Consider the following 13934-nt stretch of genomic DNA (forward strand, 5'->3'; position numbering starts at 1 on the left):
GCGATCGCTTGCCGCAATCGTCCCCTCTCCCCGCCTGCGGGGAGAGGGTTAGGCTGAGGGGCTACCGCGGGTCCGGCAAACTCTGCCGTCGCGATGGATATCGAGAAGGCCCCTCATCCGTCCTCTCTCGGCTTCGCCCCGCTCAACCGTTCGAGTCCACCTTCTCCTCGCTTTGCGGGGCGAAGGGGCTTGATTAGAGCCCCAACATGCGCCGGTTGGCTGCCTGATCCGTGCCGCTGCCGGCGAAGTCGTCGAAGGCCTTCTCGGTCACCCGGATGATATGCGCCTTGACGAACTCGGCGCCTTCGCGTGCGCCGTCCTCGGGATGCTTCAGCGCGCATTCCCATTCGACCACGGCCCAGCCGTCGAAATTGTTGGCGGTCATCTTCGAGAAAACAGCGCCGAAATCGACCTGGCCATCGCCGAGCGAACGGAAACGGCCGGCGCGCTCGACCCAGCCCTGATAGCCGCCATAAACACCCTGACGTCCGGTCGGATTGAATTCCGCGTCCTTGACGTGGAACATCTTGATCCGGTCCTTGTAGATGTCGATGTTGTCGAGATAGTCGAGACACTGCAGGACGTAGTGCGAGGGGTCATAGAGCATGTTGGCGCGCGGATGGTTCTTCACGCGCTCCAGGAACATCTCGAAGGTGATGCCGTCATGCAGGTCTTCACCGGGATGGATTTCGTAGCAGACGTCGACGCCGTTTTCGTCGGCATGGTTGAGGATCGGCGTCCAGCGGCGGGCAAGCTCTTCGAAAGCGGTTTCGACGAGACCGGCCGGGCGCTGCGGCCAGGGATAGATGAAGGGCCAGGCGAGCGCGCCTGAGAAGGTGGCGTGCGCCTTGATGCCGAGATGCTTCGAGGCCGTCAGCGCCATCTTCACCTGCTCGACAGCCCATTCCTGCCGCGCCTTGGGATTGCCGCGCACCTCCGGCGCCGCAAAGCCGTCGAAAGCCTCGTCATAGGCCGGGTGGACAGCGACGAGCTGGCCTTGCAGATGGGTCGAAAGCTCCGTCACTTCGACGCCGTTCGAACGGGCAACGCCGGCGAATTCGTCGCAATAGTCCTTGGATGTGGCCGCCTTCTTCAGGTCGATGAGCTGGCCGGCCCAGGTCGGAACCTGTACGCCGATATAGCCGGCATCGGCCGCCCATTTGGTGATCGAATCCCATGAGTTGAACGGCGCCGCATCGCCTGCGAACTGGCCGAGAAACAGGCCGGGGCCCTTGATCGTCTTCATCCGTAATTCCTCCCTAATCGCGTTCTGTAAACGTTTCCGAAGCCTTTCGAACCTCTATTCGAGGTGGTTTTGACACCGTTACCTCAAAAAACATAGGGTCGTTTGGCTGAAAGTCGAATGCCTCGTGACCTAATCACGGCCCGCCGCCGACGGCAAGAGGTACGTGCCGCAAAAATCGCCGCCCAGTGCGAAACGAAGCGGCAGCTGCATAGAAAACGCCCGCCGGAACCGGCGGGCGCATCCGTTCAAATCAACCGATCAGAAGGGTGAATCGGCGAAGTAGAAATCCTTGGCATTGTCCTTGGTGACCAGGGTCGCATCCAGGATGTAATTGCCGCGAACCGGAACCTGATTGTAGAAGTTGGCGGCGGTCAGCTCCATGGCCGTCCCGACCATTGCCGGTGGGTAAAGCACGTCGACCGGGATCAGCTTGTCGCCGTCCATGACCTTCTTGACCATGTCCTTCGAGCCGGCGCCGGCGATGACATACTTGATGTCGGTGCGCTTGGCCTGATCGATCGCCTGCAGCACGCCGACGGCCATGTCGTCATCCTGGCACCAGACCACGTCGATCTTCGGGAACTTCGTCAGATAATCCTGCATGACCTTGAAGGCGTCGTCTCGATTCCAGTTGCCGTATTGGCGGTCGAGAACCTTGACGTTCGAGCCGGCAATACCCTTGTCGAAACCGTCCTGGCGCTGCTGATCGATCGGGATCGGCAGACCGCGGATGACGACGACCTGAGCGTCCGGCGTATTCTTCTTGATATATTCGCCGGCGGTCTGGCCGAGCGCCGGATTGTTGCCGGCGACATAGAGGTCGCGGACGGAATTGTCGTTGTTGCTCGGCGCACGGTCGACAAGCGTCACGAACTTGCCCTTGTCCTTCACTTCCTTGATGGCGTTGACGAGAGGATCAGGGTCCGAAGGCAGGATCACGAGCGCATCGATGCCCTGGGTCTCAAGGTCCTGCACGGCATTTGCCTGGCTTGCCGCATCCGGCGAGGTCTTGACGATGACGGTGAGCCCCGGATGCTCCGCCATCAGCAGCTTGGCGACACGCTCGGCATGAAAGACGACGCCCGAGGTCCAGCCATGATCCGCCGCCGGAATGGAAACGCCGATCGTCACCTTCTTGTCCTCGGCATGCACCGTGCCGGCCAGAGCGGCGAGCACGACGGCCAGACCAATTAGTCTTTTACGCATGATTTATCCTCCCAGATAGAAACAGGGCCTTGTCCTGATGACCGGGCGCCCCTTGACCCGGTTATTCATGATTTGCGAGCAAGCGAGCGCTGAACCAGCATGGCGATGATGATGATCGCGCCCTGGATGGCACTCAGCAGATACTCGCTGATGAAATTGGAAAGCAGCATGATATTGCCGACCAGCTCGAGGATGAAGGCGCCGCAGATCGTACCCCACACCCTGCCCGCACCGCCCTTCAGCGCCGTGCCGCCCACGACGACGGCGGTGATCGCCTGCAACTCCCAGAGGATACCCGTCGTTGCCGAGGTGGAGCCAAGCCGTGGCACGTAGAGAAGCACGGCAATCGCCACACACAGACCCTGGATAACGAAGGCGACGGTGCGGACGCGATTGACCGCCACGCCGGAATAACGCGCAACGTCGCGGCTGGAGCCGACGGCGATGACATGCCGCCCGTAACGGGTGCGATAAAGAATGAAGGCCGCGACGCAGGTGACGACAAGGATGACCACGATCGGCACCGGCACACCGAGAACGGAGCCGTAATAGGCGGGCTTGTAGAGCGCCTGCAGATTCGCCGGGCGCAAGGTGATCGCGCCGCCCTGCGACAGCCAGGTCGTCAAGCCGCGGTAGACGCCCATTGTGCCCAGGGTCGCGATGAAAGGTTCGATCTTGCCCATGGTCGTGATCAGGCCATTGGCCAGGCCGCACAGGACACCGGCGATGATCGAGAACAATACCGCGGCCGCCAACATCAGGCTGGGATCGGCGATGACGCCCGAGTTCATAAAGAGGATCATCAGGCTCGCGACGAAGGCGACCATCGCACCAACGGACAAATCGAGATCGCCGGCCGAAATGACGAAGGTTGCCCCCACCGCGATGATCGCAATAAAGGCGCATCTCGTCGCGACATTGGTAAGATTGGTCATGCCGATGAAATTCGGATTGACCAATGCGCCCACGATCAGAAGCAGCACCAGCGCCGCAAACGGTGCGACTGCCCGCAGATCGACATCCCGCCAGGATCGGCCCCGTCTGCCTGTCTTCTCGCCGCTATCCTCGCCCACGCTCATATCCAAAACCAACCTCCCGTCCCATTATTGCTGGGAATTCACCCATGCCTTCGCCGCCCGTTCAGGCGGCCGTCTTTTTCTTCAGGCCCGCCGCATACCGCATGATTTCCTGCTCGGAGATCTCTTCGCCCTCGAGCACGCCGACGATCCGGCCCTCTCGCATCACGGCAACCCTGGTGCACAGCCCGATGACCTCAGGCATCTCCGACGAAACCACGATGATCGAATGGCCGTCGCGCGCCAGCGCCGAAATGAAATGATAGATCTGCTGCTTCGTGCCGACGTCGATGCCGCGGGTCGGCTCGTCGATGATGATGATCTGCGGCTCGGTCTCCATGACCTTTGCCAGCAGCAGCTTCTGTTGATTGCCGCCTGACATGCGGCCGGCGACGATATTTCCATCGCGGACACGGATATCGAAGCGACGGCGCGCCCGCGCCAAGGCGTTCGCCTCGCTCGTGGCGCTGAGATAGCCGAACTTGCCGTGCCGATCGAGAGATTGCAGGGTAAGGTTCGCCGTCATGCCTGAGTTCAGAAGCAGGCCCTTGGATTTGCGGTCCTTGGTCATATAGGCAAGACCGGCGTCGATCGCGGCATGCACATCATGCGGCGGCACGGGTTGCCCATTGGCGATGACTTCACCGGCGGCACGCGAGCGCAGACCGACGATCGCCTCCATCAATTCGGTACGCCCGGATCCGATCATACCGGAAAAGCCGAGTATCTCGCCCTTGCGCAGCTCGAAGCTCGCATCGCGGACATAGCCCGTCGAAACGGAATTCACGGCGAGCACGACCTTCTCATCGACATCGGGCTCGTTCTTGGCAGGATAGAGGCTGGAGAGTTCGCGCCCGACCATCAATTGCGCAATCGATTCACCGTCGAGCAGTGAAGTCGGCGATGTCTTTACCCACTGGCCGTCGCGCAAGATCGTGACCCGGTCCGTCAATTCCATGACCTCGTCGAGCTTATGGGACACGAAGACGAAACTCGTCCCCTGGTCGCGGAGCTTGCGGACCTGCTTGAACAGGAAATTGGTTTCCTCCCGCGACAGCACGGCGGTCGGCTCGTCCATGAAGACGATCCTCGCATCGCGGCTGATCGCCTTGGCGATCTCCACCATCTGCTTGTCGGCGATCGAAAGCGTGCCGATCAGGGCATTCTCGTCGACATGCGAACCGAGGAGATCAAGCACGCGCCGCGTCTCGGCGCGCATATGCTTGCGGTCGAGCACGCCGAAACGCGTGACCTCGCGGCCGAGAAACAGGCTCTCGGTCACGGTCAGATGTTCGGCGAGATTGAATTCCTGGTGGATGATGACGATGCCGAGCGCTTCGGCGGCGCCATTCGGCGGCAGCTTCACCGGCTGGCCGTCGAGCAGGATTTCGCCGGAGCTCGGCTGCTCGAAACCTGAGAGAACCTTGACCAGCGTCGACTTGCCGGCACCGTTTTCGCCCATGAGCGCATGGATTTCGCCGGCACGGAGATCGAAGTTGACGCTGAACAGCACCTGCACGCCGCTGAAGGATTTGCAGATTCGCCTCGCGGACAGCACAACAGCACCGTCGACGGCCTCCGAACTCATGGCTTCCTCCCTTGCGGCTCCACCCGCTTTCCATGCTATGTAAACCTTTACATATAACGTGTAAAGGTTTACATCTTTGGATATTGCACAATTTTTCGCGGTCGCCTTTGACCTCCACGGAAGTCTGTGTAGTGTCCGGTGCGAGACGAGACCCAAGGCAGAGCGCAGTGTCGAATTCCACGCCCGCAACCATCGAAGACGTCGCCCGAATTGCCAATGTTTCGATCGCAACGGTCTCGCGGGCAATCCATATGCCGGAGAAAGTCGCCAACTCGACGCGGCTGAAGGTCAACCAGGCGATCGCAGTCACCGGTTATACGACCAATGCCATGGCGCGCAGCCTTCGGCTCGGCCGCTCGAACATGATTCTGGTGGTCGCACCTGACATCGGCGACCCCAATTTCTCTAATATTCTCATCGGGCTGGAGAACGAGGCGCGTTCGCACGGCTACGGCATTCTGATCGGCCACACGCAGAACGACGCCCAGCGCGGACTGGAATATCTGAAATTCCTGAATTCCAACCAGGCGGCGGGTCTGATCCTGTTCACCGGCATCCTGCCCTTCGGACATCAGACGATGACGGCACGGCTGCCGCCGAGCGTCGGCGTCTTCGAGCCGGTCTTCAATGGCGGCATCCCCTATGTGGGCGTCGACGATATTGCCGGCGCGCGCAAGGCCGTCGACCTCTTGATCGCCGAAGGCCACCGGAAGATCGCCTTCATCGGCGATTCCCGTACCCGCCTCGCCTACAGCCGGCGGCGCATGGGCTACGAGGCCGGGATGGATGCCGCCGAAATCAGCGCCGATCTCCGCATCGTTTTCGAAGGCGACGGCACCATCGAGAGCGGACGGCTGGCCGTCGAGCAGCTTTTCATGCGCGACACGCTGCCGACAGCCTTCATGTGCGTTAACGATCAGACTGCGATCGGCGTTATGATTGGCCTCAAGGCGCGCGGTTACGACATTCCCGGGGATTTTTCGGTGACCGGCTTCGACGACGTGCCGCAAGCCGTGTTCATGACGCCGTCGCTGACGACGATCCGCCAGCCGCGCACCGCCATCGGCAAGCATGCCATGGCGCTTCTCCTCGAACTCCTGTCCGACGGCCAGCCGGCCGAGACGGAAATTCTGCTCCGGCCGGATCTGGTGGTACGCAACTCGGTCTCGGTGCCGTCGCGTATCAGGCGATAGGGATGCGAGGCGATGCCGCTCGGCAGGATCACCCTTTATGTCCGCGATGTGGAAGCGACGATCGGCTTTTACGAGAAGCATTTTGGGTTCAAGCCGCTCCGGCAGGAGGGCGATCGGATTGTCGAGCTGCTGGCGCAGGATGGTGGCGCCAATCTGATGATCCATCTCGCAGGAAAGGCTCAAAAGATGGGCCAGGTGCTGGTGAAACTGGGCTTCGACGTGGAAGATGTCGAAACCTTCCGCGCCAAATGCGCTACCGAGGGACTTGAATTCGGACCTCTGCATCAGGCCGACGGCTATGTGTTCGCCAATGCCAAGGACCCCTCTGGAAATCCCATAGCTATTTCCAGCCGCGCATTCAGGCGGTAGCCCGAGAGGCGATGAGTGATCGCCTCTCGGATGTCGTCGATCAAACGTAGCGGTTGACGATATTCTCAAGCAGTTCCTGCTTGCCGGATTTCGGCTGCGGATTGATATCCTTGGCCTCGACCCACTGGGCGATCTGATCGAGCGAATATTCGCCGCGAAGCAGCTTCTGGCCTTCGGCCGAATCCCAGCCGGCGTATCGGTCGGCGAGCGGCTTGGAGAGCGCCTTGTCCTCGATCATCTTGGCGGCGGCCTTGAGACCACGGGCGCAGCAATCCATGCCGCCGATATGGCCGATCAGCAGGTCTTCCGGATCGAGCGACTGACGGCGCAGCTTCGAGTCGAAGTTGGTGCCGCCCGACTTGAAGCCGCCGCCTGCCAGGACCTGATAGTAGGCGAGCGTCATTTCCGGAACATTGTTCGGGAACTGGTCGGTATCCCAGCCGGACTGGTAGTCGTTGCGGTTCATGTCGATCGAGCCGAAGATGCCGAGCGCGTTGGCAAGTGCCAGTTCGTGCTCGAAGGAATGGCCAGCGAGGATCGCATGGCCCTGCTCGATATTGACCTTCACTTCGTTTTCGAGGCCGTTCTTCTTCAGGAAGCCGTAGACGGTCGCGACGTCATAATCGTACTGATGCTTGGTCGGCTCCTGCGGCTTCGGCTCGATCAGGATCGTGCCCTTGAACCCGATCTTGTGCTTGTATTCGACCACGAGGTTGAGGAAGCGGCCCATCTGGTCCAGCTCGCGCGACAGATCGGTATTGAGCAGGGTTTCATAGCCTTCGCGGCCGCCCCAGAGCACATAGTTCTCGCCGCCGAGCTTGTGAGTCGCGTCCATGCAGGTCTTCACGGTCGCAGCCGAGAAAGCGAAGACATCCGGATCCGGATTGGTCGCTGCGCCCGACATGAAGCGGCGGTTGGAGAAGAGGTTCGCCGTACCCCACAGCAGCTTGACGCCGGTATCGGCCTGCTTCTGGGCGAAGTAATCGACGATCTCATTGAGGTTCTTGGTGTTCTCGGCGAAATTCTTGCCTTCCGGACGCACGTCTGCATCGTGGAAGCAGTAATAGGGCGAGCCAAGCAGGGTAAAGAATTCGAAGGCGACGTCAGCTTTCAGCTTGGCGGCTTCCATCGTGTCGTTGAACCAGGGGCGAAGGAAGGTCTGGCCGCCGAAGGGATCGCCGCCCGGCCAGGTGAAGGTGTGCCAATAGGCGACGGCAAAGCGCAGATGGTCTTCCATGCGCTTGCCGGCAACAACCTCGTCCTTGTTGTAGTGGCGGAAGGCCAGCGGATTGGTGCTGTCGGGGCCTTCATATTTTACCTTGCTGATGTCGCCGAAAAATCCGGTGCTCATGATCTGTCTCCTTGGGTTGGTTGTTCAAATGTTGTTGTTCGTGTCGTGTCGCTTAGCCCTTCACCCTAACCCTCTCCCGCCTGCGGGGAGAGGGGATGACCTCTGTATCCTCTCCGAGCAAATCGTTAGGGACGAGCAGTAGCTGCCGCTTTCCCCTTCTCCCCGTCAAAACGGGGCGAAGGTGCCCGACAGGGCGGATGAGGGGCATTACGCCACGGTATTTCAATGCGCAGACAACGGCTTGATCGCCGGATAGAGCGCCCGATAGCGCTTGTAGGCATCCGCATAGGCATCGCTCAGCAAAGCAACCGGTTCGATCGTGCCGGCCGTCCGCGGCGGCGTGCAGACCGCAACCGGATCGGCGCCGGTCGCCGCGATCAGGCCGAGACGTGCCGCACCGAAGGCAGCTCCGAAATCGCCGTCCGCCGGCAGATCGACGGGTACGCCGAGCGCGGTGGCGATCGAGGCCAGCCAGTAGCGCGACCGCGAGCCGCCGCCGATTGCGGTGACGCGCGCGATATCGGTGCCGGCCGAACGCAACGCCTCGAGATTGTCGCGGATGGCGAAGGCGACGCCTTCGAGCACGGCCTGGGTCAAGACGACGCGGCCGCTTTCATGGCCGAGACCGATAAAGGCGCCGCGGATCGTCGCATCATTGTGCGGCGTGCGCTCACCGGAGAGATAGGGCAGGAAAGTGACGCTGGAAGGCGCTTTCAGCGTCTCGCCAAGCTCGCCAGTAAGGTCTGCGGCGGATTTGCCTGTCACGCTCGAATGCCAGTTCAAAGCATCGGTCGCAGACAGGATGACGCCCATCTGATGCCAGGTGTTCGGAAGCGCATGGCAAAAGGCATGAACGGCGCTTTCCGGCTTCGGCAGGTAGGAGCCGTTGGCAGCAAAGAGCACGCCGGATGTGCCGAGCGAAACGAAGGCGGCGCCATGGCTCACCGTGCCCATGCCGCAAGCCGAGGCCGCGTTGTCCCCTGCCCCGCCGGCGACGACGACATCGCCGCCAATGCCCCATTTCGACGCCAGTTCGCCACGCAGCTTGCCGGCGACTTCGGTGCCCTCGACCAGTGTCGGCATCTGCTTTTCATCGAGGTTGGTTGCGGCCAGCAGCTCGGAAGACCATTTGCGCTTGCCGGTGTCGAGCCAGGAGGTGCCGGCGGAATCGGACATTTCCGACATGTGCTCGCCCGTCAGCCAGAGACGCAGATAGTCTTTCGGCAAAAGCACCCAGCGCACTTTGGCGAAGATGTCGGGCTCATGCTTGGCGACCCATGCCAGCTTCGGGGCGGTGAAACCCGGAAAAACGATATTGCCGGTCAGCGCGCGGAAACGCGGGTTGGCATCGAGCGCCGCCGCCTCATGATAGCTGCGCGTATCGTTCCAGAGGATGCAGGGCCGCAACACCTTGTCGTCGGCGTCGAGCAATGTCGCGCCGTGCATCTGGCCGGAAAGGCCGATGCCGCGCACGGCAGCCAGCTCCTTCGGATGCGCCGCCTTCAGGCCGGCAACCGCTTGCTCGGTCGCACGGATCCAGTGCGCCGGCTCCTGCTCCGACCAGCCGGAATGCGGACGCGATACATCGAGGTCGCCATTGGCGGAACCGATGATCTTCTGATTGCCGTCGATCAGCATTGCTTTGACGCCGGACGTTCCGAGATCGAGACCCAAATACATCAGATGCTACTCCCTATGTTCTGCCGCTTTCGAATGATCAGGGCAGATTGTCCTTCAAGAAAATGTCGAGACGTATGCGCTCCTGGTCGGCGATGACGCTTTGACCATCGGCCTTCGCCTTCATGACGCGAATGGCGCTGCGCACTTCATGACCGGCATCCTGGTTGAGAACGGCATCGACCGTGCCGTCCATCAGCGCGGCCCGCGTATGCTGTGTCAGCTCGTGCACGACCACCGTCAGCTCCCGCTTGGGCCGGACGGCCTTCAGCGCCGCGATCAGCCCTCGATTGCCGGCGCCGAGGCTGTAGACGCCGATGATGTCCTTGCTTGCCGAAAGCGCCTTGGACACGAGCGATCTGGCAAGCTCCGGATCGTCTCGCCCCTCGAGCACGGGCAGCAGCCGCAACCTCGGAAACTCCGCCGCCATGACGGCCGAGAACCCTTCCACGCGCTCGCGATGGTCGCGCACCAGCATCGAGCCTGCAAGAACGGTGATATCGCCCTCGTGGCCGCCGAGAAAACGGCCGAGCAGCCGGGCAGCAGTCCGCCCCGCTGCGATATTGTCGATGCCGGCATAATGATGCCGGGTGGAATCGGTGAGATCTGAGACCAGGGTGACGACGGGGATTCGCTTGGATACGAGCCGATCGACCGCAGCCCGCACCTCCGGCGCATCCGTCGCCACCAGGGCGACGCCGGCGATATCCTGCCCCTGAAGGGCATCGAGTGCCGCAACCAGCGCCGATACGTCGAAAGCCGGTACCTCTACGATGCGGATTTCCGTGCGCTCGAAGCTCGAGCGCAACGTCGCGTGATGCACTTCGGAGCGGAGCCCGTGCATAAAGGAATTGTCGCCCGTCGGAAGGATGAAAACGAAGGGATAGACGCGCCCCTTGGCCAGATTGGCGGCGGCGACATCGCGGACATAGCCGATCTGGCGGATGGCCGCCTCCACCTTCTCCCGCGTCACCAGCCGCACGCCCGGCCGCTGGTTCAGCACGCGGTCCACGGTGGCGAGGCTGACGCCCGCAGCGGCGGCGATATCATGCACAGTCGGTCTCATCAGCTCCTCCTGCTGAAATCCTTACTGCGATTTCTGATGTACGTAAATCAGAAATTTTCGACGGCCCGATTTTCCTGTCGTTCGCCCTCCTGAAACGAAAAAAGGCCCCTTGGAGCGAGGGGCCTTACATTGATGCTGGCATCGCGGCGAGGTCAATGGCCTCCGCCGCCGCCGCCTCCCGGTGCCTTCGGCTTGCTGAGCATGAGGACGCCGAGGATCATCGCCAGGAACAGGATGGTGAGCATCAGGAAGATATCGCTGAAGGACATGACGATTGCCTGTTGCGTCGCCATGTTGACCATCTGTTTCAGCGCAGCCTGCTTCCCATCCAGGCCAGACGCGCTGAAGTTGGCGGCCATGTTGTTCAGCTGAGCGACGGCAGCCTGGTTGCCCCAATGGATATTGTCGCGCAGGTTGAAGTAATGCTGATCCTGCCTGTCCGTCAGCAGCGTATTGATGATCGCAAGACCGACGGCGCCGCCGAGGTTACGCGTCAGGTTGAACAGGCCGGAAGCCCCGCGCATGCGGGCGGGCGGCATGGTTCCGAGCGCGATATTGTTGATCGGCACCATGCAGAGCATCAGTCCGAAACCGCGCAGGATCTGCGGGATCAGCAGTTCCCAGAAATCCCAATCCGTCGTCAGATGCATCATGATGTAGGTGCCGGCCGAGAAGCTGGTGAAGCCGATGATCATCAGGATGCGCAGGTCCAACTTGCTCGACAGGAAGCCGGCAAGCGGCGCAGTGAAGAACATGGTCAGGCCCGAGACGAACATAGTCTCGCCGATCTGCAGCGAATCGTACCCACGAATACGGGCAAGATAGAGCGGGTAGATATAGGTCAGACCATAGAGGCCGATGCCCATCACGAAGGAGAACACCGAACCGAAGGAGAAATTCTTGTTGGTGAAGGCCTTGAGATCGACCACGGGGAAATCCACCGTGAAGGCGCGGTAGAAGAAAATCACAGCTGCGATGGCAGACGCGATGGCACCGGCAACGATGTAATTGTCGTTGAACCAGTCGTTGGTGTTGCCTTCCTCGAGCACATATTCCAGTGCGCCCAGGAAAACGCCCATCGAAACCAGACCCCACCAGTCGAATTTCTTGAACAGCGATAGTTCTGGCTTGTCGAAATCGATGTAGTTCCAGGTGACGATGGCAACGATGATACCAGGTGGAATATTGACCAGGAACAGCCAGTGCCAGGAAAAGGCATTAGAGAGATAGCCGCCGACCGTCGGGCCGATGGTCGGCGCCAGCGTCGCGATCAGGCCGATGATCGGCGAGACGACATTGCGCTTCGACGGCGGGAAGATGGTGAACGCCGCCGCAAAGACCGAAGGGATCATGCCGCCGCCGATAAAGCCCTGAAGAGCGCGATAGACGATCATCTGGTCGATGTTGGTGGCGGTCGCGGCGAGCGCGCTCGCCGCGGTGAAGCCGGCGGCCGAGATCGCGAACAGGTAGCGCGTCGAGATGATGCGCGCCAGCGTTCCCGACAGCGGAATCATGATGACTTCGGCGATCAGATAGGCTGTCTGCACCCAGCCGATCTCGTCCGAGCCTGCGCTGAGGCCGGCCTGGATTTCGCTGAGCGAGGCCGAGACGATCTGAATGTCGAGGATCGACATGAACATGCCGAGCACCATCGCCAGGAAGGCGATGAGCTTTCTCGGCTCGATATGATCCACCGCCGGTGGCGCGGCGGGCCCGGCCGCGCGTGGGGGCGACCCGGCTGTAGTGCTGGCGGACGACATGGCGCGTCTCTCCCGAGCTTGATCGCTTACTTTTCCGGTGCCGTGCGGGTATCGACGTCGACAACGACGCTGAGGCCTGCGCGCAGACGACCGGTATCGAGCGCATCCTGTGGCAATGCGATGCGAACAGGCACACGCTGGATGATCTTGGTGAAATTACCGGTCGCATTTTCTGGCGGCAGGAGCGAGAAGACCGAGCCGGACGCCGGCGAGATCGACTCGACGGTGCCGACGATCGGATGATCGCCATAGGCGTCGACGTGAACATTGACCTTGGAACCGGGAACCAGGTGCTGGATCTGCGTTTCCTTGAAGTTGGCATCGATATAGAGCTGCCGGGTCGGCACGATCGCCATCAGCTTCTGTCCGGGAGAAACAAGGTCACCTTCCTGAACGGAACGATTGCCGACGACACCGTCATAAGGCGCCTTGAGCACGGTGAAGGACAGGTCGCGGGCAGCTTTGTCACGAGCAGCCGCGAGACCCTTGATCGTGCTTTCGGCCTGGCGGCGCTGGGCCTGCAGCAGGTTGATATTGGCTTGCGCGGAAGCGATGGCGGCATCGCCACCGACCAGGTTGGCCCTTGCTTGGTCGAGCGCGATGTTAGCGCTATCCAAGGCGGCCGTGGTGCCGACCGACTTGGACTGCAGTTCCGCAGCGCGCGTCTGGGTGATCTGGGCGCCACGAACAGTGGCTTCCAGGGCAACCTTCTGCGCCTGCGACTGGGCAAGAGCGGCCTGGCCGGCGGCAATTTGTGCATCGATGGTGTGGAGCGAAAGCTGTTCGGTGTCGTACGAGGCTTGAGCCTGCTCCAGCGCCAGCTTGTAGTCACCGTCATCGAGCGTGGCAAGCACATCGCCCGCCTTAACCAGCTGGTTGGCGACGACGTTCACCTTGGCGACATAGCCGGTAACCTTCGGCTGGATGGTCGCAATATCACCTTCGATATAGGCATCGTCGGTGGAGACCATGAAGCGGCCCGTCGTCCACCAGTCATAACCGTACCAACCGCCGGCTGCGAGGGCCAGGACAACGATGATCGGCATGGCCAGGCTGCGCCGCTTCTTTGCCGGCGGCGGTGGGGCCGCGGGAGCCGGAGATGCGGGCGCAGCCTGGGCCGGAGCCGGATTGCCGCGCGTTTCGGCAACGGGAGCATCGGCAGATGCGCCGACCTCCTGGGCTTCCGCTCCGGCATCAGCGGGCTCATTCACGATGCGCGCTACATTGTTACCATGACTTGACGACATTGCCCTACCACCGGAATTCTGGGTAAAATAATCGAACCGAACGGTTCAGTTCAATTGACATAGAGCCTTTTTCACTCCATATCAAGAGATATCGAACTGCATGGTTCGATTATTTGACGAGTCTGTTTAAGATTCATAAAAATGATCGATTGAAG

11 protein-coding genes are annotated in these 13934 nt (G+C 61.1%); 2 read left to right on the forward strand and 9 right to left on the reverse strand.

Annotated elements, in window-relative coordinates; genetic code table 11:
- Positions 1–193: 193 nt before the first annotated feature.
- The 4 genes from AB8B29_RS13470 to AB8B29_RS13485 form a co-directional block, all read right to left on the reverse strand.
- A complete protein-coding gene (locus tag AB8B29_RS13470; RefSeq protein ID WP_047555292.1) occupies positions 194–1246 on the reverse strand; it encodes a sugar phosphate isomerase/epimerase family protein in 1053 nt (350 codons plus the stop codon).
- A 258-nt stretch (positions 1247–1504) separates the two neighbouring features.
- Positions 1505–2452: a substrate-binding domain-containing protein gene (locus AB8B29_RS13475; RefSeq protein WP_037196308.1), complete on the reverse strand. Its 948-nt coding sequence runs from the start codon at positions 2450–2452 to the stop codon at positions 1505–1507.
- Positions 2453–2517: 65 nt separating this feature from the next.
- Positions 2518–3531 carry an ABC transporter permease gene (locus AB8B29_RS13480; protein WP_037196579.1) on the reverse strand — a complete coding sequence of 338 codons (1014 nt, stop codon included), beginning with the start codon at positions 3529–3531 and terminating at the stop codon, positions 2518–2520.
- 61 nt (positions 3532–3592) lie between these two features.
- Positions 3593–5116, reverse strand: coding sequence for a sugar ABC transporter ATP-binding protein (locus AB8B29_RS13485; RefSeq protein WP_092573478.1), 1524 nt, complete (start codon positions 5114–5116; stop codon positions 3593–3595).
- A gap of 167 nt (positions 5117–5283) precedes the next feature.
- Here AB8B29_RS13485 and AB8B29_RS13490 point away from each other — a divergent pair, with 167 nt between their 5' ends.
- Together AB8B29_RS13490 and AB8B29_RS13495 are read left to right on the forward strand one after the other, a co-directional pair.
- Entirely contained in the window at positions 5284–6309 is a 1026-nt protein-coding gene (locus AB8B29_RS13490) for a LacI family DNA-binding transcriptional regulator (protein WP_113118557.1), read from the forward strand.
- A 12-nt stretch (positions 6310–6321) separates the two neighbouring features.
- Positions 6322–6678, forward strand: coding sequence for a VOC family protein (locus AB8B29_RS13495; protein ID WP_113118558.1), 357 nt, complete (start codon positions 6322–6324; stop codon positions 6676–6678).
- A 40-nt stretch (positions 6679–6718) separates the two neighbouring features.
- On the opposite strand, the gene xylA is transcribed toward AB8B29_RS13495, so the two are convergent.
- From xylA to AB8B29_RS13520, 5 genes are all read right to left on the reverse strand, one after another.
- On the reverse strand, positions 6719–8029 hold the full coding sequence (xylA, locus tag AB8B29_RS13500) for a xylose isomerase (RefSeq protein ID WP_047555288.1): 1311 nt from the start codon (positions 8027–8029) through the stop codon (positions 6719–6721).
- Positions 8030–8251: 222 nt separating this feature from the next.
- On the reverse strand, positions 8252–9709 hold the full coding sequence (gene xylB / locus AB8B29_RS13505; RefSeq protein ID WP_113118559.1) for a xylulokinase: 1458 nt from the start codon (positions 9707–9709) through the stop codon (positions 8252–8254).
- A gap of 37 nt (positions 9710–9746) precedes the next feature.
- The gene (locus AB8B29_RS13510; RefSeq protein ID WP_037196301.1) at positions 9747–10772 is read right to left on the reverse strand and encodes a LacI family DNA-binding transcriptional regulator; all 1026 of its coding nucleotides are present in this window, start codon (positions 10770–10772) and stop codon (positions 9747–9749) included.
- A 152-nt stretch (positions 10773–10924) separates the two neighbouring features.
- Positions 10925–12532: a DHA2 family efflux MFS transporter permease subunit gene (locus tag AB8B29_RS13515; protein ID WP_037196300.1), complete on the reverse strand. Its 1608-nt coding sequence runs from the start codon at positions 12530–12532 to the stop codon at positions 10925–10927.
- Positions 12533–12558: 26 nt separating this feature from the next.
- Positions 12559–13779, reverse strand: coding sequence for an HlyD family secretion protein (locus tag AB8B29_RS13520; RefSeq protein WP_037196299.1), 1221 nt, complete (start codon positions 13777–13779; stop codon positions 12559–12561).
- Between the last annotated feature and the right edge of the window lie 155 nt (positions 13780–13934).

This window comes from Rhizobium sp. 11_C7_N12_5, assembly GCF_051811145.1.
GTDB lineage: Bacteria > Pseudomonadota > Alphaproteobacteria > Rhizobiales > Rhizobiaceae > Rhizobium > Rhizobium lusitanum.

Coding starts and splice junctions, on each gene's coding strand:
- AB8B29_RS13470 (WP_047555292.1), bottom strand. CDS start 1,246: ATGAAGACGATCAAGGGCCCCGGCCTGTTTCTCGGCCAGTTCGCAGGC.
- AB8B29_RS13475 (WP_037196308.1), bottom strand. CDS start 2,452: ATGCGTAAAAGACTAATTGGTCTGGCCGTCGTGCTCGCCGCTCTGGCC.
- AB8B29_RS13480 (WP_037196579.1), bottom strand. CDS start 3,531: ATGAGCGTGGGCGAGGATAGCGGCGAGAAGACAGGCAGACGGGGCCGA.
- AB8B29_RS13485 (WP_092573478.1), bottom strand. CDS start 5,116: ATGAGTTCGGAGGCCGTCGACGGTGCTGTTGTGCTGTCCGCGAGGCGA.
- AB8B29_RS13495 (WP_113118558.1), top strand. CDS start 6,322: ATGCCGCTCGGCAGGATCACCCTTTATGTCCGCGATGTGGAAGCGACG.
- xylA (WP_047555288.1), bottom strand. CDS start 8,029: ATGAGCACCGGATTTTTCGGCGACATCAGCAAGGTAAAATATGAAGGC.
- xylB (WP_113118559.1), bottom strand. CDS start 9,709: ATGTATTTGGGTCTCGATCTCGGAACGTCCGGCGTCAAAGCAATGCTG.
- AB8B29_RS13510 (WP_037196301.1), bottom strand. CDS start 10,772: ATGAGACCGACTGTGCATGATATCGCCGCCGCTGCGGGCGTCAGCCTC.
- AB8B29_RS13515 (WP_037196300.1), bottom strand. CDS start 12,532: ATGTCGTCCGCCAGCACTACAGCCGGGTCGCCCCCACGCGCGGCCGGG.
- AB8B29_RS13520 (WP_037196299.1), bottom strand. CDS start 13,779: ATGTCGTCAAGTCATGGTAACAATGTAGCGCGCATCGTGAATGAGCCC.